Genomic DNA, 22198 nt, shown 5'->3' on the forward strand with positions numbered 1-22198 from the left:
ATCCATCCGGGTTTTACGTGGCCGGATGGGCTGGCTTTCAACCCCTTGTCGTACTGCTCCTGTTTCTTGCGGATAAACCCCGTCCATGCTGCGAATTCGCGCCTTGGCCATGGACAGACAACTGCTCTACAGACGGCCGTGGTACGCCGCTTCGAAAATTTCTGCCGCGCCATTTCGGGTCAATGGCAGCGGGTTGCCGCCGGCGCAAGGGTCGACAATCGCCATGTCCGCGATCAGGTCGGCCTGCCGGTCATCCACCCCCAGCTCAACCAGCGTATGGGGCACGCCGATGTCCTTGCGCAACTTGAGGACGAAGGCCAGAAAACTGTCGAAGCCGGGCGAGGGCAGGCGCAAATAAGCCGCGAGGCGGGTGATGCGTTCCTCGATGGCCGGGCGATTGAATTTCAGGACATAGGGCATGAACGTGGCGTTGGTCATGCCGTGATGGGTGTCGTACAGGGCGCCCACCGGATGTGAGAGGGCGTGCATCCCGCCCAGGCCTTTCTGGAAAGCGGTAGCGCCCATCGCGGCCGCCGCGAGCATTTCCGCGCGCGCCTCCAGGTCCGAAGGTGTGTGTACGGCCCGCACCAGGGCATTGGCGACCAGGCGCATGCCTTCCACCGCAATCCCTTCGGCCATGGGGTGAAAACCGGGGGCGCAATACGATTCCAGACAATGCGCAAACGCATCCATGCCGGTGCCAGCGGTGACCTTGGCCGGCATGCCGACGGTGAGCGCCGGGTCGCTGATGACCACGCGCGGCATCATTTTCGGGTGGAAGATGATGCGTTTGGTGTGTGTGCGCTCATCGATGATCACCGCCGCACGGCCCACCTCGGAGCCGGTCCCTGCCGTGGTCGGCACCGCAATGATCGGGGCGATGCTGCCTTCGTCGGCGCGGGTCCAGTAGTCGCCGATGTCTTCGAAATCCCACACCGGTCGGGTTTGGCCGCTCATGAAGGCGATGAGCTTGCCCATGTCCAGGCCGCTGCCACCGCCGAAAGCGACCACGCCATCGTGTTTGCCGGCTCGCCAGGCGTCGAGCCCGCCCGCCAGGTTGGCTTCGACCGGATTGGGCTTAAGGTCGCAAAACAGCGCGACGCCAAGGCCGGCGGTGCGCAAGGCGTCCAGCGCTGCGGCGGTGATCGGGGCTCGCGCCAGGCCACTGTCGGTGACCAGCAACGGTCGCTGGATCCCTTGGCTGCGGCAGATCTCGGCGAGCTCGGCGATGCGGCCGACACCGAAGCGGATGCTTGTGGGGTAGTTCCAGTTCGCGGTCAGGCTCATGGCTCAGATCTCGTGGCGCAAATGGAAGGATTTCGCTCGGGTCAGGTTGTCATAACCCAGGCGCGACAGCGTGACGCCGCGCCCGCTGTTCTTCACCCCGGTCCAGGCCAGGGCCGGGTCCAGGTAATCGCAGCGGTTCATGAACACGGTGCCGGTGTCGATCTCGTTGCCCAGGCGTTCGGCGACGGCAAGGTCTTGCGTCCAGATGGACGCGCTGAGCCCGAACTCACTGTCGTTCATCAAGGCGATGGCTTCGTCGTCGCTGGCCACCGGCATGATGCCGACCACGGGACCAAAGCTTTCTTCGCGCATCACCGACATCTGATGGGTGACGTCGACTAATACCTGCGGTGCGAGGTAGGCGCTGCCCGGCGCGTCGGCAGGAAAATCTTTTGGATCGATCAGCGCCCGAGCGCCCTGTGTCAGTGCGTCGGCGATCTGACCACGAACGAAATCAGCGGCGCTCGGTGTGACCAGCGGGCCGAGCGTGGTGGCTTCGTCCAGCGGGTTACCCAGCACGTATTGGCGAGTCAGCGCGACGAAGCGTTCGACAAACACCGGGTAGATTTTTGCATCGACATAAATACGCTCGACGGCGCAGCAGCTTTGCCCGGAGTTGAAGAAGCTGCCGTCCACCAGGTTTTCCACCGCATGTTCGAGGTTGGCGTCTGCCCGGACGTAGGCCGGGTCTTTGCCGCCGAGCTCCAGACCCACGCCGAGGAAACCTCCGACGGCCGCGTGTTCCATGGCCTTGCCGGCTTCGACCGAGCCGGTGAAGTTCACCTGCTGCACGCGTCCAGAGGCAATGATCGCTCCGGTATAGAGATGACTCAGCAGCAGGTTCTGGAACAATCCTTCGGGCAGGTTGGCACGGCGAAACGCTTCGGCGAACCGTTCACCCACCAGCAGCGTTTGCGACGCGTGTTTGAGGATGACGCTGTTGCCCGCCATCAGTGCCGGAATGATCGTATTCACTGCGGTCAAATAGGGGTAATTCCAGGGTGCGACGACCAATACCGTACCCACCGGCTCGCGTTTGATACAGCGTCGAAAACCGGCGACGGGCGTGGGCTCAAGCGCTGCCAACGCTTCAGGTGCAATGGCGATCATATGCCGGGCACGCTCTTCGAAACCGCGCAGTTCGCCAGCGCCAAAGCGTACCGGTCGGCCCATCTGCCAGGCCAGTTCCGGCACGATGTCGGCCTTCATGGCCAGCATCGCGTCCACCGCGGCGCTACAGAAAGCGGCGCGTTCGTTCAGTGGCCGGCGTTTCCATTGCGTCTGGGCAGCTTCGGCCGCCGCCAGCGCCTGGTCGATTTGCGCCGCATCGGCGCAGCGGCGTTCGGCATAGACCCGGCCATCGACCGGTGAGATCAGTTGAATCGTTGAAGTCATGATGGCGGTCTCAATAGCGCTCAAACCCGCGCTGCAGTTCCCAGTCGGTGATCCGCCGGTCGTACTCTTTCTGCTCCCATTCGGCGGTGTGCACGTAGTGGTCGATCACTTCATCGCCGAACGCCTCGCGCAACATGGTCGAGCCCTGGAGTGCGGAGCAGGCTTCGCGCAGGGTCTTCGACACTTCAGGCAAGTGTTCGTCGACGTAGGCATCGCCCTCGAAGGGGGGCGCGAGGCTGAGCTTCTCGTCGATACCGGCCAGTCCCGCCGCGATCAACGCGGCGAAGGCCAGATAAGGGTTGAGGTCGGCGCCGCCAATGCGACATTCGATGCGGATGGATTTGCTGCCTTCTGCGCACAAACGAAAGCCCGCAGTGCGATTGTCCCGACTCCACACCGCCCGGGTCGGGGCAAAGGTGCCGGCCTGAAAGCGCTTGTACGAATTGATGTAGGGCGCGAGAAAACAGGTGATGTCGTTGGCATATTTAAGCTGCCCGGCCACCCAGGAACGCATGAGTTTCGACATGCCGAACTCAGCCTTGGCGTCAAAGAACAGCGGCTTTTTACCGTTCTTGTCCCACAGCGAATTGTGGATGTGGCTGCTGGAGCCGGCGGCGTCATAACGCCACTTGGCCATGAACGTGATCGCCTTGCCCTGCAGTTGTGCGATCTCTTTGCAGGCGTGCTTGATGATGACGTGGTGGTCGGCCATGGTCAGCGCATCGGCATAACGGATGTTGATTTCTTCCTGGCCGGGGCCCCATTCACCCTTGGAGTTTTCCACGGGAATGCCGCTGGCCTGCAGATGCTTGCGAATAGCCCGCAGCACCGGCTCTTCGCGAGTGGTCTGCAGGATGTTGTAGTCCTCGATGTAGTGACCGGCCGTTTTCGGCTTGTGGTAATTGCGCTCGTGGATCGCCTCGTAGCTCTCGTCGAACAGATAGAACTCCAGTTCCGAAGCGAACATGCCGGTGTAGCCGCGTTCGCGCAGTCGCTCGACCTGCTTTTTCAGGATCGCCCGGGGGCTGTGCGGCAGGTCGCGCCGATGGTGATGATCGAGCACATCGCAGAGCACCAGCGCCGTGCACTCAAGCCAGGGCACCCGTCGCAACGTGGCCATGTCGGGTTTGAGCACAAAGTCACCATAGCCTTTGCTCCAGCTGGCCGCGGCGTAACCCGGCACCGGTTCCATGTCGATGTCGTCGGCCAGCAGGTAATTGCAGCAGTGGGTTTCTTCATGGCCGCTGTCGATGAAAAACTCGACCTGGAATCGTTTGCCGACCAGTCGGCCTTGCATGTCGACCATGCAAACAAGAACGGTATCGATCTCGCCGGAGGCGGCGGCACGCTTGAGTTGATCAAAACTGAGGAGGGGCTCGGTCATCACGTAGTCCTGCGTGAATTGTTTGGGCCTGTCTGAAATAGCTGTTGCAGACGCTCTCCAGAACAAACCAAAACCTGCAGACGCGAGCATCGTGTGCAATAAGCTGCTGTAAGCGTAGCCTACTGTTGCAGTGTGCAAGTTTCGCAAATCGCAGCCTGATGACTCGGGCGCAAAGGCGAGAACTGATCGCTCTCCAACGCGAGGAAACCAACATGGCAAAGAAGAAAGCGCACAACACCTACCAACGTCTCGAACAGCAGTACCCGGATTATTTGGCTGCCGTGGAGGCCTTGGGTACGGCGGTGCGTCATACCGGCCCACTGGAAGAGATCGTTGTCCAGCTGATCCAGCTCGGTGCCGCGGCGGCCATCCGTTCTGAGGGCGCGGTGCACAGTCATACCCGACGGGCACTGGAGGCGGGCGCTACGCCAGAGCAGATCCGCCACACGCTGATCTCACTGACCAGCACCATCGGTTTCCCGACCGTCGTTGCGGCCATCAGTTGGGCGGATGATGTGATTGATACGTGAACGTGTTGGCTGCAAGACAACACACCGGTTCCCCCTGAACCTCAGCGAGGGGATGCGTCCCGGCTGAGGTGTCGGGCCCGTTCACGCCCTTTGTATAACCCTCGCTTCTACTTATTCATAACCTGGGCTGTTTGCTCCCAAACCCGGCTGCGCCTAGGTATGCGATCACCGACATCCAGTTCCACATCGGTGGGTTTGGCTGCGCTGTCGCGATGAAATTGATCGCCAACTTTCTGGTGACTATTCACACCTTGGCCGCCGCCGAGGCGTTGAACCTTGGCGTGAAAGCAGGGTTCAGAGCAAGAGCACCGATGATGGCTGATCGTCATTTTGTGCCAGCGCCAGGACCTTTCGCCACGCTCGACAAGTACATCGATATGTCCAGTGAGCGGTCAGAGGAACTTGGTTGCGCTGCGCCTTTGTTCAATGCCGCGAAGCCGTACTTTCAAAGGGCTATCGAAGAAGGCATCGGTGAAGAAGACATCTCGGCAGTGATCAAGCTGATCGAAGCCGACTCCCAGGTCAACTCCCAAGCCAAGTCTCAGGCACATTCCAAACAAGAGAAAACAACATGCTGATTGAACAACGTACCTATCAACTCAAGCCTGGCGCCCTGCACGAGTTTCTGCGTTGTTCGGTTCTTACTTCAGCGAGATGTACCCCATCCGGGTGCGAGCGCTGGGGGCGGGCTTCTGTTTCAACATGGGCCGAGGGCTGGCGGCTTTTGCCCCCGTGCTGCTCAGTGGCATTGCCAGCTTTTATAGCCTGGCAGCGGGATTGATCGTCTGCGCCGGTTTCTACGTCATCTCCGCAGTGTTCGTGATTTCCATGCCTAGGAATAAAACAGTGGGCGAGATGAGTACGCAGGCTGGTACTTCGGACATTGCCAAGGGGGCAATCGGTTGACCTGATTTGTGGGTGCCATGCCTCGAATCTACGGATACGGGGCATTTTTTTTTGCGTGCACCAGGCATGGCGCGTTGCGCGTATCGCAACCAGTTTGGCTGTGGGGGCCAGATGGTGACTTGGAGGTGAAAGTCCTCTACACACCCTGCAAGGGGAAGTGTTAGCGGAACGGCAGGGGTGTCGCGGGTGACTGCGAATCTGAAGGACGCCCTAGGCAAAATGCTGGCCTGACGAATAGGAAGCGGATTAGGCGGCGCAGCGGGTAAGAAGACCAATATAACTAGACGAAGGCCCTTTCACGCCAGATGTTGAAAAAAGCTGGATGGTTGTAGGAAGAGTCTTGCAAGTAATTAGGAAGATTCTTTCGTTGATCAAGGATCAGGATTTCAATGTTTGTAAGTTACTTCTGATTTTTTATAAAATATTGACGAATTGTCTCTATCGATACTAGGTTTAGCACGTGAGCGCTGTCCCCTCTACGTTGAGGTGGATACATCAGATTATTTTAATTCCTCTTGGGAAGTGCAGTGTCGTAGGTTTTGCAAAAGCGCTTCGGGCCTTATCCTCGGCGGCCGCAAAAACCGAGTGCAACACCTCGGCCAAGCGCAATCTCCCGCCGGCGCAGGTTCATTCAGGGGCTCATCGTCAGCCGATATGGCCGAGCGGCTGGGTCGGCTCCATCAGCCACACATCGACTATCGCCGTCAGTTGTCTGGCCAAGTCTTGCGAGGTCGGACTGCTGGGCCTGGACCTGGAGAGCTGGCTGGCACCAGAGGTCGCCGACAGGATCAGCGCCACCATCGTCGACCGCCAAGAAGCCCACTACCTTGGAATGCTGGGGCCTTTTGAGCACATGTTGACCTTGGCTTTTTCAGCCAAGGAAAGTCTGTTCAAGGCCGTTTATCCGCAGGTTGGCCGTTATTTTGATTTCGATGCGGCGCGCCTGGTAGAGGTCCATTGGCCCTCGGGACGTTTGGTGTTGAGGGTGACACAAGATCTCTCGAGTTCGATCAGGGCCGGCATGTTGTTCGAAGGTTATTTTCAAATGTGGGCAGGCGCCGTGTTCACGGTCATTGCCCATCCGCCGGATGCTGTTGCGCACCATCAGGGAGTGGTTCAGTGCCTATCGGGCCGATTGTTTAAGGAAGCGTCATGACTCAGCGGTTACTTCAACTTGATCAAGTGTCGTTCAACCTGCTCGACGGGCGCGTGCTGTTCGATCACTTGAACCACACCTTCAGTACCAGGGTCACGGGAATCGTCGGCGCCAATGGCTGTGGCAAGTCCTTGCTTGGCCGGCTCCTGACGGGGGAGCAACGGCCCACTAGCGGCATCGTCCGTCGCGAAGGGCGGGTTTACGCCGTGGCGCAGTTACTGGAACCGGAGCGCTTTCCCAGCGTTGCCGCGCTGGCCGGGGTCGACCATATTCTGGCGGCGCTGGAGCGCATTGCTCAGGGCAGTGTCGACGAAGACGACCATTCGCTGGCGGTCGATCAATGGGATTGCGCCACACGCCTTGAGGCGGAGCTGCAGCAGATCGGCCTGGGTCATTTGAATGCCGACGCGCACACCGACGCACTCAGTGGTGGCGAGCGACAACGGGTGGCGCTGCTGGGGGCGTGGTTATCCAGGGCCGACTGGCTCATTCTGGATGAGCCAAGTAATCACCTGGATATTGATCAGCAACACAAGTTATCGCAGCAGATCGATCGCTGGCCCAACGGCCTGGTGTTGATCAGCCACGACCGGGGTCTTCTGGAGCACGTGAACGAAATTGTCGAGCTTTCGCCCTTGGGGCTGGCGGTTTATGGCGGCAACTACAGTCAGTATGCGGCGGCACGCGAGCAAGAACAGCAGTCGTTCCAGTCGGCATTGCAAGGGGAGAGGGCGCAGGCCAAGCGCGAGCAACGTGAGATGGCCGTACAGATGGAGCGTCAGCAACGGCGTAATGCCCGCGGCGACCGTCACGCCCGTGACGGCAATCAGACCAAGCTGATCACCAACGCCCAGAAAGAGCGCAGTGAAAACAGTCAGGGAAAATTGCGCCTCAATCAACAGGTGGCCCGGGAGCAGCAACAACAACGTATCGCCGAGGCCCGTGCGCGGTGCGCTCCGGACATTCAACGCATGATGTTGTCTCCGGAAAGCGTAGTGCCCAATGGCAAGCTGATTGTGCAGCTCAACGACGTCATTCTCCCGTTCGGTTACGCGGCACCGATCAATCTGACGCTGACGGGGCCTATGCGCATGGCGATCCTGGGCGCCAACGGCAGCGGCAAGTCGACCCTGCTGCGAGTGATCGCCGGCCAACTGCCGGTGCGCGAAGGCGAACTCATCCGCAGTTGCCATGTCGGCTGGCTGGATCAACACGCCGGATTACAGTACCCCGAACGCACCGCGGTGCAATGGCTCTACGAGAGTAATCCGGAGTTGCCCGAAGCCGAGGCGCGGACCCGCATGGCCCAAATGGGAATTGATGCGGATCGTGCGATGCTCAAGACTTGTCAGTTGAGCGGCGGCGAACGCCTGAAAATTGCACTGGCTGCGCAGTTATATGCACAGCGGCCACCGCAATTGCTATTGCTGGACGAACCGGACAACCATTTGGACTTGCCGAGTAAAATCGCGCTGGAGCAGATGCTCAATCAGTACCAAGGGGCATTGATCGTGGTCTCTCACGACAGCGCTTTTTTACAGGCCATTCATCTGGGCTGCAACCTTGGGTTGAGCAAGTGAGCGCCGAGGCTATTTCCCTGAGCTTTTCTGCCTGATATCTCCGCAAAAAATATCGATGTTGCCACTGTCCGGTGCACTTCGAACGACGATGGAGTACTCACCGGAAAGCAGGACCGGCAGTGCGACAGGTGCGCTTCTAGAGAAAGCCCAGCCGCGTATGGCCTGGCGTTCGGTGGTGACATGATCATTCATGGCGTAAGCGACTGGCCCGGGGTGCTGGCAACTGCCTTTATTGATGAAGGTGAAGAGGCGCAAGGGCAGAGACGCTCCGCTTGGAGCACCACTGATGAAGAAACTGAACCCGGTGTCTTTGCCCCAGTCGGCCAACGTTACATTGCCGATCTGACCGGTGTTCTGCCGCGTGGCAACCAAAGTAACGCTCACGCCATGGTTTGATGAAGTGGTGCAGCCGAAAAGGCTTGCGGTGACCATTAGCGCTGCAAGTGAGTTTCTGCGCTTCATTGCCAACCTCCTGTGCTGAAGAACTGCAATGAGAGATTAGCGGGTATAGCTCATTAATCACCTCCCTGGCGTTGCCTGTTCGAAATTCTCCATTCATGCGGAATCTGGCAACAGTGTTTGTCCGGTGGGCTGCTGTTTGAGGGCGGGGTAAACACCTAGCATCGTTTCTACCGAGTGAGCCAATAGAGTCAGTGTCAACTCGCTCACGAGGTTAACTTTTGACGATAGGGTGAATACGATGAAAATTTCAAAACTTGCGATGGTTCTTGCGCTTGGCGTTTTAGGTACACAGGCCTTTGCAGGCGAAAGCCACTCAACTGCCGCGGACAGCAAGACGCCCGTTGAAACGTACACTTACGACACGAAACTGGATATTCAGAAAGTCATTACGGTGACCGATATTCCTGACCAGTGCGGGCCAGTCCCGGCGCAAATGACGTATGAAGACTCTCACGGTCAACGGCATATCCTGCAGTATCAAGTCATGGGAACTGGCTGTTCAAATGGTTGAGTCGTGTGTGGAAGATGGAGGGTCGACACTCCATGCCTGCCGCACTGACGATTTCAACTGTTGTTATCGCTTCCCGGGTGAGCCTGTGATTTTTTCATCGGATGCCAACAAACCTGGAATATAACTTTTAAGAAATTCCACCCATGTCCTGATCTTTGCATCCACGAATTTTCGTGATGGGTAGATTGCAAACAAATTCAGCGCTTCAAGATGATAGTCGGGTAATACCCGCACTAACGTGCCCGCCCTGAGACCGTCGACTGCCGAAGCAATAGGCTGAATGCCGATGCCCATTCCGTTTGTAATCGCGATGGTCATGCCATCGGCGGTGTTGATGTGCAGGGGAGACAGCGGGATGTTGACGGTTTCCATGCCTTCGGGCCCCTCAAATGCCCAGTTTTCAGCCGGCATGACGGTATTAACAATTCTCAGACAATCATGTGAGCCAAGCGCACTCGGGGATTCCGGGTGTCCGCGTTTCTTCAGGTACGCAGGCGAAGCGCAGAGGATGCTGTAGGTCATGCCGAGCCGCTGAGCGACAAACCCTGAATCGGGTAAATCCCGCGCTAAGACAATCGACATGTCATAACCTTCTTCCAGCAAGTCAGGGAGTCGGTTGGTCAGGGTCAAATCAAACATCACCGAGGGATGAGTCTCTCTATAGCGGGCGATGGCATCGATCACGTAATGATTGCCAATGGCTGACATCGCGTGAATTTTCAGCCGGCCGACGGGCAGAGTGTGAGCAGTGCCGGCTTCCTCATCTGCTTCGCGCACCTCTTCAAGAATTTTCTCGCAGCGTTGCAAATAGCGCAGGCCTGCTTCGGTCAGCGCCAGGCGTCGGGTTGTCCGGTTAATCAGGCGAGTTTGAAGCCTGGCCTCCAGGCTGGAGACCGCTTTGGAAACGTTGGTTGTTGTGGTGTCCAACACCTCTGCCGCCGCGGTAAAGCTTCCGCTCTGAGCGACCGCCACAAAAAAACGCATGGTTTGGAAAACGTCCATCGTTTCCACCTCAGGGGTATGAATAAAAAGGGCGGCCAATCAGTAAGGAACGACACGATCCGTAGCAGCTGGCGAAGCCTGCGTTCGGCTGCGAAGCAGTCGTAAAACCTGAGTTTGCGGTCTTCCTGAAACACCGCATCGTCTGATTTCACGACTGCTTCGCAGCCGAACGCAGGCTTCGCCAGCTGCTACAGATCGAGTTTTGGCTTAACTGATCGGCATTAGCCCTTAGTGGTGTATTACTTTTTCTGCGGAATAAATCCAGGTACTCCCGTTTCCACTACTGAATTGAAGCGTACCCGGGTTGTAATCTCTTCCTGAATTTCACGCATGGCCCTGTGCGGCAGGGTAGAGATATCAATGTTTTCCTGAATATGGCTCGGCGTCGCAGACGTGGTCAGAAAAGCGACTCCCCGCTGTACCGACCAGGCCAATGCCACTTGAGCCGGGGTCTTCTGCACGCGCTTGGCGATCCCTGTAATCACCGAGTCTTCCAGTACGTTCGGCTCCATACCATGGCCGAGTGGCGCAAACGCAAGAACGATAATTCCGTGCTGCTGACAATACTTAAGCAGTTCCCATTCAGGCAGATAAGGGTGGGATTCAACCTGCACCACGGCGGGTTTTATCCGGGCCACTGCCACAATCTCTTGTAACCGCTCCAGCGTGATATCAGACAAGCCGATGGACTTGCAGCGGCCTTCGTCCACCAGGCGCTCAAGTGCCCGCCAGGTTTCTATCAGCGTCACGCCTGAATCGTAGATGACTCGACCGTGCTCGTCTCTCGGGTCCTGATCATCACCGGGTTGAAAAGCAAAAGGCGTATGGATCAGGTAGCAATCGATGTAATCAACCTGAAGCCGTCGGCAACTGGCTTCAAAAGCAGGTTCGACTCGCTCGGGACGATGGTTGGTGTTCCACAGTTTCGTGGTGATGAAAACATCCTCGCGCCGAACCTTACCCGCCTCAATCACTTCCTGTAGGGCAACGCCGACGTTCTCTTCATTTCGATAACGTTCTGCGCAATCGAAATGGCGAAAACCTGCTTCCAGCGCGGCCTTGACTGCTTGCGTTGTGACGCTGAGATCCCTGAATAGCGTGCCAAAGCCAACGGCCGGCATCTCACCCGACCCGTGGATCAGAGGGAATCGGGTATCGCGAAGTGCATCGTGAAAGGATTCGTATGGCATATCTTTGACTCCAATATCTGGCTCTATTGATAGGAAGGTTTCTGGTCTTCGCGACTGGCCACTCGTTGCTCAAACACACCGACGGAATTACCGCCAAGTGCCACGTACAGGCGCACCGTGTCGAGGTACTGCGCGGTCTTCACTCTGATTTGACCCAGCAACGCTTGCTCATAAGCACGCTCCGCCTCCAACACCTGGAGGATGCTGTTTTCGCCTTGCGCGTAGGCTTGTTGGTTCAACCGAAAGCTCGTTTCAGCCGCTCGCAACGCGTCCTCCTGGGCCAGGTTTTCCTCGGCGTCATGATTGATCGCCTGCAGCGTGTCGGCGACCTGACCGAATGAATTAATGACGGTTTGCTGGTAGCCGGCGAGGGTTGCCTTGTAGCCGTCGACGGCGGCCTGACGTTCAGCTTTCAGCGTTCCGCCATTGAAGATGGGCGCCGTGAGCCCGGCAGCGAAACCCCAGAGAGCGGCGCCGCCATTGCCTGAAGCCGCCTGTGCAAGAGACGCGGACAGCTCGACATGCGGATAGAGGTTGGCTGTCGCCACGCCAACCGCGGCGCTGGCCATGTGCAGTTCTGCCTCTGCTTGCCGTACGTCCGGCCGGTCGTGGGCCATTTCGGAAGGCAGGCTGACGGGCACGTTTGCCGGCAAGGCAAACTCGGCGAGCGTGAAGTCAGGTGCGATCCAGTCTGCCGGGCCTTTGCCCGTCAGAATCGAGAGCGCGTGTCGGGCCGAATCACGCTGCTGGGCGAGGGGCGGCAACAGCGTGCGGTCCTGAGCGAGCCGCGTTTCGGCCAGCGAAACATCGATCTGCGTAGTGCTGCCATTGGCGTGCGCCATGCGCACCAATTCGAGATTCTTTGCGTCATTGGCGAGCAGCTTCTCGACGGCTGCCATCTGCGCGTTCGCAGAGGCCAGCAACAACGCCTGACTCGCGACATCGCCCGTCAGGGTCAGATACGCCGCTTCGTAGCGATGCGTCTGCAGATCGGTAAACGCTTGCTGTTGTTCGACCTGGCGCTTGTTACCACCGAAAACGTCAAGGTCGAAGCCAACCCGTGGCCCAATCGCATAGAAATTGGAGATGGAAGGTTCTTTCGCGTTGTGCACCCGTTGGCGGCCAGCCTGGGCGCCAAAATCGACTTGTGGATACAGCGCACCTTCCGCCGCAGCGACGAAGGAAGCCGCTTGCCGGATCGTCGCGTCTGCCGCTACGAGCTCAAGATTGCCGTCAATGGCGCGACGGACAAGCTTGTCGAGCTTCGGCGAACGAAACGCAGACCACCAGTCTCCGTTGACCTTCTTGCCCAGGTCAATGCGCTGTTCACCGGGTTTGTTGCCACCTTGGCCGAGACGCTGCTCGGCCTGTTGATCGTAGTGCTGCGACAGGCTCGGTGGCGGCATTTGATAGTCAGGGCCGACGGTGCAGGCGGTCAGGAATGCAACAGCCGACACCGCAGCGAACGTGGTTTTGAACATCTGTCTGTTGATGAAGCGCGCATTGGATTTCATTTGGCAAACTCCACGAAAACTAGTTGGTCGGAACGGGCTTGCGAAGAAAGACAACCAGTGGGCTGATCACCAGCATCGCGAACATCAAAATCTTGAACTGGTCGACCACCGCGATAAAAGCTGCCTGGCCGGTGATCATTTCGTTGAGCCCCGCCAGTGCTTGCAGGGACGTCGGCGCGGAATGCGCAGCGGCGCGATACGGCGTCAGGTTACTGGCCAGCGCCATGTGCATCGCTTGCGTGTTGTTGAAGAAGAACAGCTGCACAATCGCAACGCCGAGGGTGCTGCCGTACACGCGTGACAGATTGAACAGACCGGTGCCTTCTGGGCGTAACGTCGGGTCGAGCGTGCTGAACGCGACCTTGGTCAGCGACGGCATCAGCATGCCGATGCCAATCCCTTGGATCGCACCCGCCACCGCTACGGGTGACCAGTCCATCAACGGCGAATAGCCGAGCATCAGACAGTTGGCATACATCACCACGGCGACACCGGCCGCCACGAACAGTCGACGGTCGAAACGCTCGGGCACACGGCCCATCAACAGGAACGCACCGACCAGCCCGATTCCGCGCGGAATCGTCAGGGAACCCGTGGTGTCAGGCGGGTAGCCGAGAATCTCGTCCAGCATCGGCGAGGTCAGCGCCATGGTCGACAACAGCACGAAACCCACAGCAAAAAAGATGACTGTCGAGAGCACGAAGTTGCGGTCGTTGAACAAACGCTTGTTGAGGAAATGCACCTTCGTGGTCAGCACATGCACAGCGAACAGGTAGAGCCCCAGTGCACAGCCGATCGCTTCCAGCCAGATCTCGGTCGAGGAAAACCAGTCCAGGCGTTCACCACGGTCGAGCAACATTTGCAGGCTGATCAAACCCAGCGTGAAGCTGCCAAAACCGAAGAGGTCGAACGACGGACGTTTCTCGGCTTTTTTCTCGGCAAGCAACAGCGCCATGACGAGGAAGATAAATGCCGACAATGGAAGGCTGATGTAGAAGATCGGGCGCCATCCGAAATGTTCGCCAACCCAACCGCCGATGCTCGGGCCGCTGACGATGCCGAACAGCACGATGGCCGTCCACGTCGCGCCAAATTTCGCACGCTTCTCGAGTGGCAATGTCTCCAGCGCAATCGCCATCGACAGCGGTGCCAGCACGCCACTCGCCAAGCCTTGAATAATGCGCGCGCCAACGAATTCCAGCGGCGTCGTTGCCTGCGTGGCGAGCAGCAAGCCAAGGACGAAGAAGGCTAACGCAGCTTGGTAAACCCGCTTCAAGCCATAGCGCCCGGCGAGCCATTGCGCAATCGGCATAGTGATGGCGCTCGCCGCGAGGTACGAGGTGAATATCCAGCCAGCCTGGTCGTCGGTCATCGACAGGCTGCCCTGAATCAACCTGAGTACCGCATTCGGAAGCGGCAGGTTCGCCGACTGCATATAGGTGGCGAGTAACGCGGCGAACCTTAACGTTCCCGCACCTTGAGGTCCGGCAAGATTGGCGTTCATCAGAAGTTACCTGCGGTCAACAGCGCTTTGAGCGGATGCCACCAAGGCGTGCGATACCTGGTATCAACCTTGACCGTGGCGCTGGTGCCCGAGAAAAGGGGCAGGGCAGGGTCCCTCTCATCGAGTTCGAGACGGACCGGTACCCGCTGCACAACCTTGACCCAGTTGCCGGTCGCATTTTCGGGCGGCAGCAGGGCGAAGTCCGATCCGGCACCGGGGCTCATGCTGGTCACGTGGGCTTTGAAAACGCGATCAGGGTACGTATCGATACTGATGGTCGCTTCCTGGCCTGGACGCATGTGGGTTACGTCGGTTTCGCGGAAGTTGGCCTCAACCCAGATCTCTCGATCGGACAGCAGCGCAAAGGCTGGCGCACCGTTGTTCACATAGTTGCCAACCTGCAAGTCGTCGACCTTGGCCACGATGCCATCGTCCGGCGCATACACCGTCGCGTACGAGAGATACAGCTGCGCCTCGTCGAGCTGAGCCTTGGCCTCGCGAACCGTCGGGTGGCTATCGGCTTCGATGTTTGGATTACCGTTCAAGGCAACGACCGTACTGGCGATCTGTTGTTCGACCGACGCGATTCGTTGTCGGGCAACTTTAAGGTCTGTGTCGGCGCGCTCGTAAATGGCACGCGAGACGAACTCGGTAGCGACCAGCGCTTTCTTGCGGGCAAACTCCCGCTGGTCGAAATCGGCCGACTCTTTGGCCGATTGCAGTTCGGCCTGCTGCTGGCGGTAACTGGCCTTGAGTCCATCGATGCGCAGCCGCGCAACGCTCAGTTGTGCTTGTGCACGGTCAACGGCGATCTGCAGCGGTTTCGGGTCGATCCGAAACAGAATCTGACCCTTATGAACAGGCTGGTTGTCCTCGACGGCGATCTCGACAACTTGCCCGGAAATGCGCGCGTTGATCGATGCCTTCGCCACTCGGGCGTAAGCGTTATCGGTCGAAACAAAGGGCTCGCCCGCTACATAGTGTGCGTACCCAACCGCAGCGAAGAGCAGAGGAACACCCACCATCAGCACTGGCCGTAATTTCTCTTTTAACGGCTTTTTGATGAGCAAGTCAGACGGGTTCGGCCCTGGATGCTCGAAGGTCTGTGTAGCTGGGATGTCGAACTGTTTGGTCATGATCGAATGCACCTATTAACCGGGAAGTCGGGCTAACACCCACAAAAACAGCCATACCGTGTGCGGTCAGGAGGATCGCTCCGCCGCCTCTGTTTCGTCGCCGCAATACCCAGTTCGAGCTCCGCTACAACAAACCTCAAAGCCAAGGAATTTCTGGTTCCTTAATTTTGTGCGATGGTGTAAGAATATCCCCCGAGCCCATCTTCATTCAAGGATTTTGTACGACATGGCACAAAAAAAGATTACAGAGGCGAAAGGCCGCGGCCGCCCACGCGCGTATGACCCGCAGACAGCGCTGTTGCAGGCACTTGATGTTTTTTGGAGTACCGGATATTCCGGCGCTTCTCTGGACAGCATCGCCACGGCCGCCGGCATGAATCGGCCAAGCCTCTATGCGGCATTCGGCGACAAGCACGCGCTCTATATCAAAGCGCTGGAGCAGTATTGGGAGTTCGCCGCTGCCGCCATGCAGGAGGCGCTGACGGACAGCGAACTGACCTTGAGCCAGGCATTGATGCGGTTTTATGAGGGGCAGTTGTCGATCTACTTTTCGGGTGACGGCCAGCCGCGTGGGTGCTTTGCGATCGGCACGGCGACGACCGAAGCCGTCGAGGATTCTGAAATACGCGACGTGCTGTCGGACCGGCTCAGCAGGCTCGATGCCGATCTCGAAACGCGTCTGCGAACGGCAATCGACTCCGGCGAGTTGAAAAATGATGTCGACCCGGCGGCCCTTGCTGTCCTCGCGTCATCCCTGCTGCATAGCATTTCCATACGTGCGCGGGCGGGCAAATCCCGCGCTGAGTTGACCGAGCTTGCCCGCAGTGCGGTCAACGTGATCTGCGGTGTGTGAGGTTTACGGTGAGTGAAGAACTCGACGATATTCTTGCCGAACAGCTAGCCGTGATTTTTTGTGGCATCAACCCAGGCATGACTGCCGCTGCCCAAGGCCACCATTTTGCGGGCCGGGGCAATCGCTTCTGGCGCACGCTGCATCTCGCGGGGTTTACGCCTGAGGAGGTGCGCCCGGAAAACGATCGGACGATCTTGCAGTATCAGTGTGGATTAACGGCCGTGGTGGAGCGGCCGACGGCGCGAGCGGATCAGTTGTCTGCCCATGAATTCATCGCTGCCGCTGCGGACTTTGAACAAAAAATCGTGCGTCATGCGCCACGCTTTGTGGCGTTTCTCGGTAAAGCGGCGTATTGCGCGCTGTCCGGCCAACGAGACATTGCATGGGGCCTTCAGCCGAAGACCTTTGGCAATGCCTCGGTATGGATCCTGCCCAATCCCAGTGGTCGAAATCGCGCGTTCACACTGGATCAACTGGTGGGCGCGTACCGCCAACTCTATTTGGCAACAGGCGAGCAACCTCACCATTAAGCCAGGTACCGCCGAAACCACCCCAGCGTCCGGTCCCAGGCCAGCTTCGCCGCGGCCTCGTCGTATCGTGGCGTGGAGTCGTTATGGAAACCATGGTTGGCCCCGGGGTAGATGTACGCCTCATACGTCTTGCCCGCAGCTTTCAGTGCCTTCTCGTAGGCAGGCCAGCCTTCGTTGATGCGCGTATCCAGTTCGCCGTAGTGCAGCATCACCGGCGCCTTGATTCGGGCGACATCCTTGGTCTCTGGCTGTCGGCCATAAAAAGACACGGCAGCCGCCAGTTCTGGATAAGCCACGGCCGCCGCATTGACGACGCCACCGCCGTAGCAGAACCCGGTGATCCCGACTTTTCCAGTGGTTGCGTCATGCTTCATCAACCACTCGATGGCGGCGAAAAAGTCGTTCATGAGCTTTTCAGGGTCGACGGTCGCCTGCAGCTCCCGGCCTTTTTCATCGTTGCCAGGATAGCCACCCACCGACGTCAGGCCATCAGGGGCGAGAGCGATGAATCCAGCCTTGGCCACACGCCGCGCGACGTCTTCGATGTACGGGTTGAGCCCGCGATTTTCATGCACGACCACCACCGCCGGCACCTTGCCGGCAGCTTTCGCCGGGCGCACCAGATAGCCACGGACCTGCCCGTTGCCCTTGGGGGAGGGATAGGTGATGTACTCGGCAACAATGTCCGGGTCGGTAAATTCAACCTGCTCGGCGAGCGCATAATTCGGACTCAGCGCGGCGAGGAGGGCGCTGGCGGTCAAACCGCCCAAGGTGAACAACGCCGCCCGATCCAGAAACTCACGCCGGTTGATCTTGCCGTGGGCGTAGTAGTCGTACAGTTCGAGCAGTTGCGGAGCAAAGTCTTTCGCAGTGAGACGGGTCATCTGTGCGCTTCCTCTTGGGCGGGCCGATTGCTCTGTCGGTTGGACAGGGTGGGCGATACCTAACGAGCGTAGCCGTTCACAAAAAAAGAGGCCGGAGCAATCTGTAGCAGCTGCCGAAGGCTGCGTTCGGCTGCGAAGCAGTCGTGAATCCGGCTAACGCGGTCCGCCTGACGCACTGCAGTGGCTGATTTTACGACTGCTTCGCAGCCGAACGCAGGCTTCGCCAGCTGCTACGGATTGTGTCGTTCCTTAACTGATCGGCATTAGCCTCGCAGACTGGGTTAAAACGCGGAGAGGGTGACTCAAGCAAACGCCCAAAATTGTTTGGGGCGCTTGCTTTTGGGGGGGCAGACGGAAAAGGGCTTTCAGCCCACATGTCAAACAATATGAAACAAATAGCCGATTGAGTTGTGATGTAACGAAATTATAGAAGTGTTCTGCTTTCTTGAACCCTCGCCATGGAAGTGCGCAGGGTTCGTTTCACGGAAACATTTCAAAATGTCCCGTGATTTTTTTGGGTAATAAGGAGTTTCAAGCAATGCCGTTAATAAGTGAGACAGCGCAACACAGAGCAAAATCAAAACGATGGTCAGCCCTGAGCGTACTGATGCTGCCAGTACTACTGGTGACCGTAGACAATACGGTGCTTGGATTCGCGTTACCAAAGATTGCCGAGGCCCTGAATCCGAGCGCTAGTCAGCAGCTATGGATGATCGATGCCTATTCGCTGGTGTTGGCGGGATTACTGGTGTCGATGGGTAGTCTGGGCGACCGTATCGGTCATCGAAAGTTGTTACTGGCCGGGTCTTTGGGTTTTGTCATTGTGTCGGTGCTGACCGCCTACTCCGATACCGCCATGCAACTGATTGCCGGGCGAGCTTGCATGGGGGTTTTCGGTGCGATGTTGATGCCCTCGACGTTGGCATTGATACGTTCGGTGTTTCTGGATCGAGAGGAGCGCAGAGTCGCTGTCGCGATCTGGGCAACAACGCTGACGGTAGGATCAGCACTCGGTCCTTTAGTCGGTGGAGTTTTGCTGGAGTTTTTCAGCTGGGGGGCGATTTTCCTATTGGCAATACCCGTATTGGTACCGTTGTTGGTATTGGGACCAGTGTTGTTGCCCGAGTCCGAGAAAGACTGTTCAGGGCCATTGGATCCGCTGAGCATCCTGCAATCGATGGTTGCCCTCAGTGCCATCGTTTACGGCATTAAACACAGTGCCAGTAATGGTCTCGACTGGATGGCGCTGACAGCATTTGTAATCGGCATGGTTGCTGGGTGGATGTTTGTGCATCGGCAGTTACGTCTGCCTGTGCCGCTGATGGACCTGAGTCTGTTCCGAAGTGGCGCCTTTAGCGGCTCCGTACTAATCAATTTGATGAGCCTCGCGTTCCTCGTCGGCTTTGTGTTCTTCACCACTCAGTTCTTACAGATCGTCCTTCAGATGTCCCCGTTGAATGCCAGCTTTGCGTTAGTACCTGGTCAGATCATGGCGATCGTAGTGGGAATGGCAGTCGTGCCTGTAGCGCGGCGAGTACCGGTGCATGTGCTGGTACCGATTCTGATGGCGTTTGCTGGGGCGGCGTTTTTGTTGGTCGCCAGCATCGGCAGCAGCCTGACCGTTCTGGTGGTGGCTTTTGCCTTGCTGAACATCGGCGTGGGCGCGATTGCGACGGTATCCAACGATGTGATTTTATCGGCAGCACCGCCGGAAAGGGCGGGTGCGGCGTCCGCCATTAGTGAAACGGCCTATGAAGTGGGTGTTGTTTTGGGGACGACGGTGCTTGGTGGTCTTGTCACAGCCTACTATCGCGGTGCATTGCAGCTTCCGGGCTTTTTGAGCGAGGTTCAGACGATGCTGGCGAGTGAGACGTTATCGGGTGCAAATCATGTAGCTGTGCAGTTGTCGCAAGATCAAGCACAAGCGCTGATGACGCAGGCGGGAAGTGCATTCGAGGGTGGAATTAATCTGGTTTCGTGGGTGACGTTCGGTTTGGCACTGATGGCGATTTTAATTGCCTGGCGCGCTCTGCGGATACCGAAGACGAAGCTTGCTGAAGGGCAGTGATCGAAAACGAACGTCGGGCCGTTTGCCACACGGCCCGACTGTTTCAGTGCTCGAAGTTACCAAGCAGGTTCCAGGTTTTCACCCAGTCTGTTCAGTCTCTTTGTTCCCTAGGTTTACGCCCTCGACTGCTTACACACGCGCCGGAATTTATGCAGCAGCGGTTCGGTATAGCCATTGGGTTGTGCGCATCCCTCGAACACCAGTGCGCAGGCCGCTTGAAATGCAACCGACTGCTCGAAATCCGGCGCCATAGGCGTGTAGATCGGATCACCGGCGTTTTGCTCATCGACGACCCGCGCCATGCGCTGCAAAATCTCGACGACCTGATCCTGGGTGATCACCCCGTGTCGCAGCCAGTTGGCCATGTGCTGGCTGGAAATGCGCAAGGTCGCGCGATCTTCCATCAAGCCCACGTTATGGATGTCGGGCACCTTCGAGCAGCCGATGCCTTGTTCGACCCAACGCACCACATACCCCAGCAAGCCTTGCGCATTGTTTTCGACTTCCTGACGAATCTCGTCCGCCGACCAGGATGGGGCGGTGACGACCGGCACGCTGAGCAAGCCGTCCAGAAGTGCCGGGCTGGCGGCACCGAAGTCCGTTGTTTCAAGGGACTCCTGCACCGAGCGCACGTTGACCTGATGGTAATGCAGCGCATGCAAGGTAGCGGCGGTCGGCGAGGGCACCCACGCGGTATTCGCGCCCGCTTTCGGGTGGGCGACTTTTTGCTTGAGCATATCGGCCATCCGGTCCGGCATGGCCCACATGCCTTTACCGATCTGCGCTCGCCCACGCAATCCACAGTCCAGGCCGACAAGCACGTTGTTGCGTTCGTAGGCCTCGATCCACGGGGTGTTTTTCATGTCGCCCTTGCGCAGCATCGCGCCCGCTTCCATGGCGGTGTGCATCTCGTCGCCGGTGCGATCCAGAAAACCGGTGTTGATGAACGCGACCCGTGACGAGGCTGCGGTGATGCAGGCCTTGAGGTTGACGCTGGTGCGCCGCTCCTCGTCCATGATGCCCATTTTCAGGGTATGACGTTCGAGCTGGAGCAGGTCTTCGATGCGGCTGAATAACTGCTCGGCGAAGGCCACTTCGGCGGGGCCGTGCATTTTCGGCTTGACGATATAGACGCTGCCGGTGCGGGAATTACCGCGGCGTTGCAGATCATGCAGAGCAATCAGGCTGGTGATGACGCCGTCGAGAATGCCTTCCGGGATTTCCAGTCCGCCCTTGTCGAGAATCGCCGGGCTGGTCATCAGGTGTCCGACGTTGCGAATGAACAGTAACGACCTCCCGTGCAGCGACAGTGAGCTGCCGTTGGCCGCAGTGTACTCGCGGTCCGGGTTCAGCCGCCGCGTGATGGTTTTACCGTTTTTCTCCAGGTCCTCTTTCAGGTCGCCCTTCATCAAACCCAGCCAGTTGCGGTACACCTGCACCTTGTCGTCGGCGTCGACCGCCGCGACCGAGTCTTCACAATCAATGATGGTCGAGAGTGCCGCCTCAATCAGCAGATCCTTGACCCCTGCGGCGTCAGCCTGGCCGATGACGCTCTGGCGATCGATCTGAATCTCGACGTGCAGATCGTTGTTTTTCAGCAAAATGGCTGTGGGATCAGCGAGTGAACCCTGATAGCCAATGTACTGCGCGGCGTTCGACAAACCGGTTTGGCTGCCGTCATTCAAAGTGGCTTGCAGTGTGCCGTTTTCGATTCGGTAACGCGCTACCTCGGCATGGGAACCACTGCTCAAGGGGAATGCCTGATCCAGGAAGCCACGGGCAAACGCGATGACTTTCGCGCCGCGCACCGGGTTGTAAGTCCGGCCCGCTTCGGCGCCGCCGTCATTGGAAATCACATCGGTACCGTAGAGCGCGTCGTACAGCGATCCCCAGCGCGCATTCGCGGCATTCAGCGCATAACGCGCGTTGACGGCCGGGACAACCAGTTGCGGTCCGGCCTGTACGCTGATCTCTGTATCGACGTTGGCGGTGCTGACCTTGACGTCTGCGGGTTGCGGTTGCAGGTAACCAATACCGCTCAGGAAGCTGCGATAAGCAGGCATGTCTGTCACCGGTCCCGGGTGGGCGCGGTGCCAGGTGTCCAGTTCGGTTTGCAGGCGATCACGCTCAGCCAGCAGCGCGCGGTTGATAGGTGCCAGTTCATGCACCAGTGCGGCGAAACCACTCCAGAACGCTTGAGGGTCCAGGCCGGTTCCCGGCAGCACGTCCAGATCAACGAAACGTTGCAAGACAGGCGCGACCTTGAGGCCTTGGCAGTTCACGAAATCGGTCACTTTTTGCATCTC

General features: G+C 58.3%; 19 protein-coding genes and 1 pseudogene. 9 read left to right on the forward strand and 11 right to left on the reverse strand.

From position 1 onward, the window contains the following. Positions 1 to 126: 126 nt before the first annotated feature. From AC3IUE_RS13780 to AC3IUE_RS13790, 3 genes are read right to left on the reverse strand one after another with little or no spacing between them, the layout of a single operon-like run. Positions 127 to 1287, reverse strand: a complete 1161-nt coding sequence (locus tag AC3IUE_RS13780; RefSeq protein WP_489268090.1) for an iron-containing alcohol dehydrogenase — start codon at positions 1285 to 1287, stop codon at positions 127 to 129. Positions 1288 to 1290: 3 nt separating this feature from the next. Further along, positions 1291 to 2682, reverse strand: coding sequence for an aldehyde dehydrogenase family protein (locus tag AC3IUE_RS13785; protein ID WP_489268092.1), 1392 nt, complete (start codon positions 2680 to 2682; stop codon positions 1291 to 1293). Positions 2683 to 2692: 10 nt separating this feature from the next. Next, on the reverse strand, positions 2693 to 4066 hold the full coding sequence (locus AC3IUE_RS13790) for a glutamine synthetase family protein (RefSeq protein WP_489268094.1): 1374 nt from the start codon (positions 4064 to 4066) through the stop codon (positions 2693 to 2695). 212 nt (positions 4067 to 4278) lie between these two features. Here AC3IUE_RS13790 and AC3IUE_RS13795 point away from each other — a divergent pair, with 212 nt between their 5' ends. The 5 genes and pseudogenes from AC3IUE_RS13795 (at position 4279) to AC3IUE_RS13815 (ending at position 8238) form a co-directional block, all read left to right on the forward strand. After that, positions 4279 to 4596, forward strand: a complete 318-nt coding sequence (locus AC3IUE_RS13795) for a carboxymuconolactone decarboxylase family protein (protein WP_489268096.1) — start codon at positions 4279 to 4281, stop codon at positions 4594 to 4596. Positions 4597 to 4808: 212 nt separating this feature from the next. Beyond that, positions 4809 to 5174: a hypothetical protein gene (locus AC3IUE_RS13800; RefSeq protein ID WP_489268098.1), complete on the forward strand. Its 366-nt coding sequence runs from the start codon at positions 4809 to 4811 to the stop codon at positions 5172 to 5174. A 46-nt stretch (positions 5175 to 5220) separates the two neighbouring features. After that, positions 5221 to 5502, forward strand: a pseudogene (locus AC3IUE_RS13805) (MFS transporter); the annotation flags it as partial. A 460-nt stretch (positions 5503 to 5962) separates the two neighbouring features. Continuing rightward, positions 5963 to 6658, forward strand: a complete 696-nt coding sequence (locus tag AC3IUE_RS13810) for a 4'-phosphopantetheinyl transferase family protein (RefSeq protein ID WP_489268100.1) — start codon at positions 5963 to 5965, stop codon at positions 6656 to 6658. Then, the gene (locus AC3IUE_RS13815) at positions 6655 to 8238 is read left to right on the forward strand and encodes an ATP-binding cassette domain-containing protein (protein WP_489268102.1); all 1584 of its coding nucleotides are present in this window, start codon (positions 6655 to 6657) and stop codon (positions 8236 to 8238) included. Before AC3IUE_RS13810 ends, AC3IUE_RS13815 begins: the two co-directional genes overlap by 4 nt. A gap of 9 nt (positions 8239 to 8247) precedes the next feature. Here AC3IUE_RS13815 and AC3IUE_RS13820 read toward each other — a convergent pair whose 3' ends face one another. After that, complete coding sequence (locus tag AC3IUE_RS13820) at positions 8248 to 8700, reverse strand: hypothetical protein (protein WP_489268104.1); 453 nt, start codon at positions 8698 to 8700, stop codon at positions 8248 to 8250. A 238-nt stretch (positions 8701 to 8938) separates the two neighbouring features. Between AC3IUE_RS13820 and AC3IUE_RS13825 the strand changes: the two genes are divergently transcribed. Further along, positions 8939 to 9211, forward strand: coding sequence for a DUF2790 domain-containing protein (locus tag AC3IUE_RS13825; RefSeq protein WP_046046833.1), 273 nt, complete (start codon positions 8939 to 8941; stop codon positions 9209 to 9211). 63 nt (positions 9212 to 9274) lie between these two features. Here AC3IUE_RS13825 and AC3IUE_RS13830 read toward each other — a convergent pair whose 3' ends face one another. From AC3IUE_RS13830 to AC3IUE_RS13850, 5 genes are all read right to left on the reverse strand, one after another. Further along, positions 9275 to 10213 carry a LysR family transcriptional regulator gene (locus AC3IUE_RS13830; RefSeq protein WP_461998794.1) on the reverse strand — a complete coding sequence of 313 codons (939 nt, stop codon included), beginning with the start codon at positions 10211 to 10213 and terminating at the stop codon, positions 9275 to 9277. A 239-nt stretch (positions 10214 to 10452) separates the two neighbouring features. Continuing rightward, on the reverse strand, positions 10453 to 11403 hold the full coding sequence (locus AC3IUE_RS13835; protein ID WP_489268108.1) for an aldo/keto reductase: 951 nt from the start codon (positions 11401 to 11403) through the stop codon (positions 10453 to 10455). Positions 11404 to 11426: 23 nt separating this feature from the next. Then, the gene (locus AC3IUE_RS13840) at positions 11427 to 12917 is read right to left on the reverse strand and encodes an efflux transporter outer membrane subunit (RefSeq protein ID WP_489268110.1); all 1491 of its coding nucleotides are present in this window, start codon (positions 12915 to 12917) and stop codon (positions 11427 to 11429) included. Between the two features lie 19 nt (positions 12918 to 12936). Continuing rightward, positions 12937 to 14421 (reverse strand): DHA2 family efflux MFS transporter permease subunit, encoded by a 1485-nt coding sequence (locus AC3IUE_RS13845; RefSeq protein WP_489268112.1) that lies wholly within the window; start codon positions 14419 to 14421, stop codon positions 12937 to 12939. Beyond that, positions 14421 to 15557 (reverse strand): HlyD family secretion protein, encoded by a 1137-nt coding sequence (locus tag AC3IUE_RS13850; protein ID WP_489268114.1) that lies wholly within the window; start codon positions 15555 to 15557, stop codon positions 14421 to 14423. The genes AC3IUE_RS13845 and AC3IUE_RS13850 overlap by 1 nt, the downstream gene beginning before the upstream one ends. 226 nt (positions 15558 to 15783) lie before the next feature. Here AC3IUE_RS13850 and AC3IUE_RS13855 point away from each other — a divergent pair, with 226 nt between their 5' ends. Beyond that, a complete protein-coding gene (locus tag AC3IUE_RS13855) occupies positions 15784 to 16410 on the forward strand; it encodes a TetR/AcrR family transcriptional regulator (protein WP_489268116.1) in 627 nt (208 codons plus the stop codon). Between the two features lie 8 nt (positions 16411 to 16418). After that, on the forward strand, positions 16419 to 16940 hold the full coding sequence (gene mug / locus AC3IUE_RS13860; protein ID WP_489268118.1) for a G/U mismatch-specific DNA glycosylase: 522 nt from the start codon (positions 16419 to 16421) through the stop codon (positions 16938 to 16940). Here mug and yghX read toward each other — a convergent pair. Beyond that, the gene (gene yghX / locus AC3IUE_RS13865; RefSeq protein WP_489268121.1) at positions 16937 to 17824 is read right to left on the reverse strand and encodes a YghX family hydrolase; all 888 of its coding nucleotides are present in this window, start codon (positions 17822 to 17824) and stop codon (positions 16937 to 16939) included. The two genes, mug and yghX, sit on opposite strands and share 4 nt — an antisense overlap. A 607-nt stretch (positions 17825 to 18431) precedes the next feature. On the opposite strand from yghX, the gene AC3IUE_RS13870 reads away from it, so the two are divergent. Further along, positions 18432 to 19892: an MFS transporter gene (locus AC3IUE_RS13870; protein WP_489268123.1), complete on the forward strand. Its 1461-nt coding sequence runs from the start codon at positions 18432 to 18434 to the stop codon at positions 19890 to 19892. A gap of 113 nt (positions 19893 to 20005) precedes the next feature. Here the strand turns inward: AC3IUE_RS13870 and AC3IUE_RS13875 are convergent, their stop codons facing one another. Next, positions 20006 to 22186: a malate synthase G gene (locus AC3IUE_RS13875; protein ID WP_489268125.1), complete on the reverse strand. Its 2181-nt coding sequence runs from the start codon at positions 22184 to 22186 to the stop codon at positions 20006 to 20008. Between the last annotated feature and the right edge of the window lie 12 nt (positions 22187 to 22198).

The sequence above is a fragment of the Pseudomonas sp. GL_093 genome (assembly GCF_057837605.1).

Coding starts and splice junctions, on each gene's coding strand:
- AC3IUE_RS13845 (WP_489268112.1), bottom strand. CDS start 14,421: ATGAACGCCAATCTTGCCGGACCTCAAGGTGCGGGAACGTTAAGGTTC.
- AC3IUE_RS13795 (WP_489268096.1), top strand. CDS start 4,279: ATGGCAAAGAAGAAAGCGCACAACACCTACCAACGTCTCGAACAGCAG.
- AC3IUE_RS13820 (WP_489268104.1), bottom strand. CDS start 8,700: ATGAAGCGCAGAAACTCACTTGCAGCGCTAATGGTCACCGCAAGCCTT.
- AC3IUE_RS13835 (WP_489268108.1), bottom strand. CDS start 11,403: ATGCCATACGAATCCTTTCACGATGCACTTCGCGATACCCGATTCCCT.
- AC3IUE_RS13855 (WP_489268116.1), top strand. CDS start 15,784: ATGGCACAAAAAAAGATTACAGAGGCGAAAGGCCGCGGCCGCCCACGC.
- AC3IUE_RS13780 (WP_489268090.1), bottom strand. CDS start 1,287: ATGAGCCTGACCGCGAACTGGAACTACCCCACAAGCATCCGCTTCGGT.
- AC3IUE_RS13850 (WP_489268114.1), bottom strand. CDS start 15,557: ATGACCAAACAGTTCGACATCCCAGCTACACAGACCTTCGAGCATCCA.
- AC3IUE_RS13825 (WP_046046833.1), top strand. CDS start 8,939: ATGAAAATTTCAAAACTTGCGATGGTTCTTGCGCTTGGCGTTTTAGGT.
- AC3IUE_RS13815 (WP_489268102.1), top strand. CDS start 6,655: ATGACTCAGCGGTTACTTCAACTTGATCAAGTGTCGTTCAACCTGCTC.
- AC3IUE_RS13785 (WP_489268092.1), bottom strand. CDS start 2,682: ATGACTTCAACGATTCAACTGATCTCACCGGTCGATGGCCGGGTCTAT.
- AC3IUE_RS13830 (WP_461998794.1), bottom strand. CDS start 10,213: ATGGACGTTTTCCAAACCATGCGTTTTTTTGTGGCGGTCGCTCAGAGC.
- AC3IUE_RS13800 (WP_489268098.1), top strand. CDS start 4,809: ATGAAATTGATCGCCAACTTTCTGGTGACTATTCACACCTTGGCCGCC.
- yghX (WP_489268121.1), bottom strand. CDS start 17,824: ATGACCCGTCTCACTGCGAAAGACTTTGCTCCGCAACTGCTCGAACTG.
- AC3IUE_RS13840 (WP_489268110.1), bottom strand. CDS start 12,917: ATGAAATCCAATGCGCGCTTCATCAACAGACAGATGTTCAAAACCACG.
- AC3IUE_RS13870 (WP_489268123.1), top strand. CDS start 18,432: ATGCTGCCAGTACTACTGGTGACCGTAGACAATACGGTGCTTGGATTC.
- AC3IUE_RS13790 (WP_489268094.1), bottom strand. CDS start 4,066: ATGACCGAGCCCCTCCTCAGTTTTGATCAACTCAAGCGTGCCGCCGCC.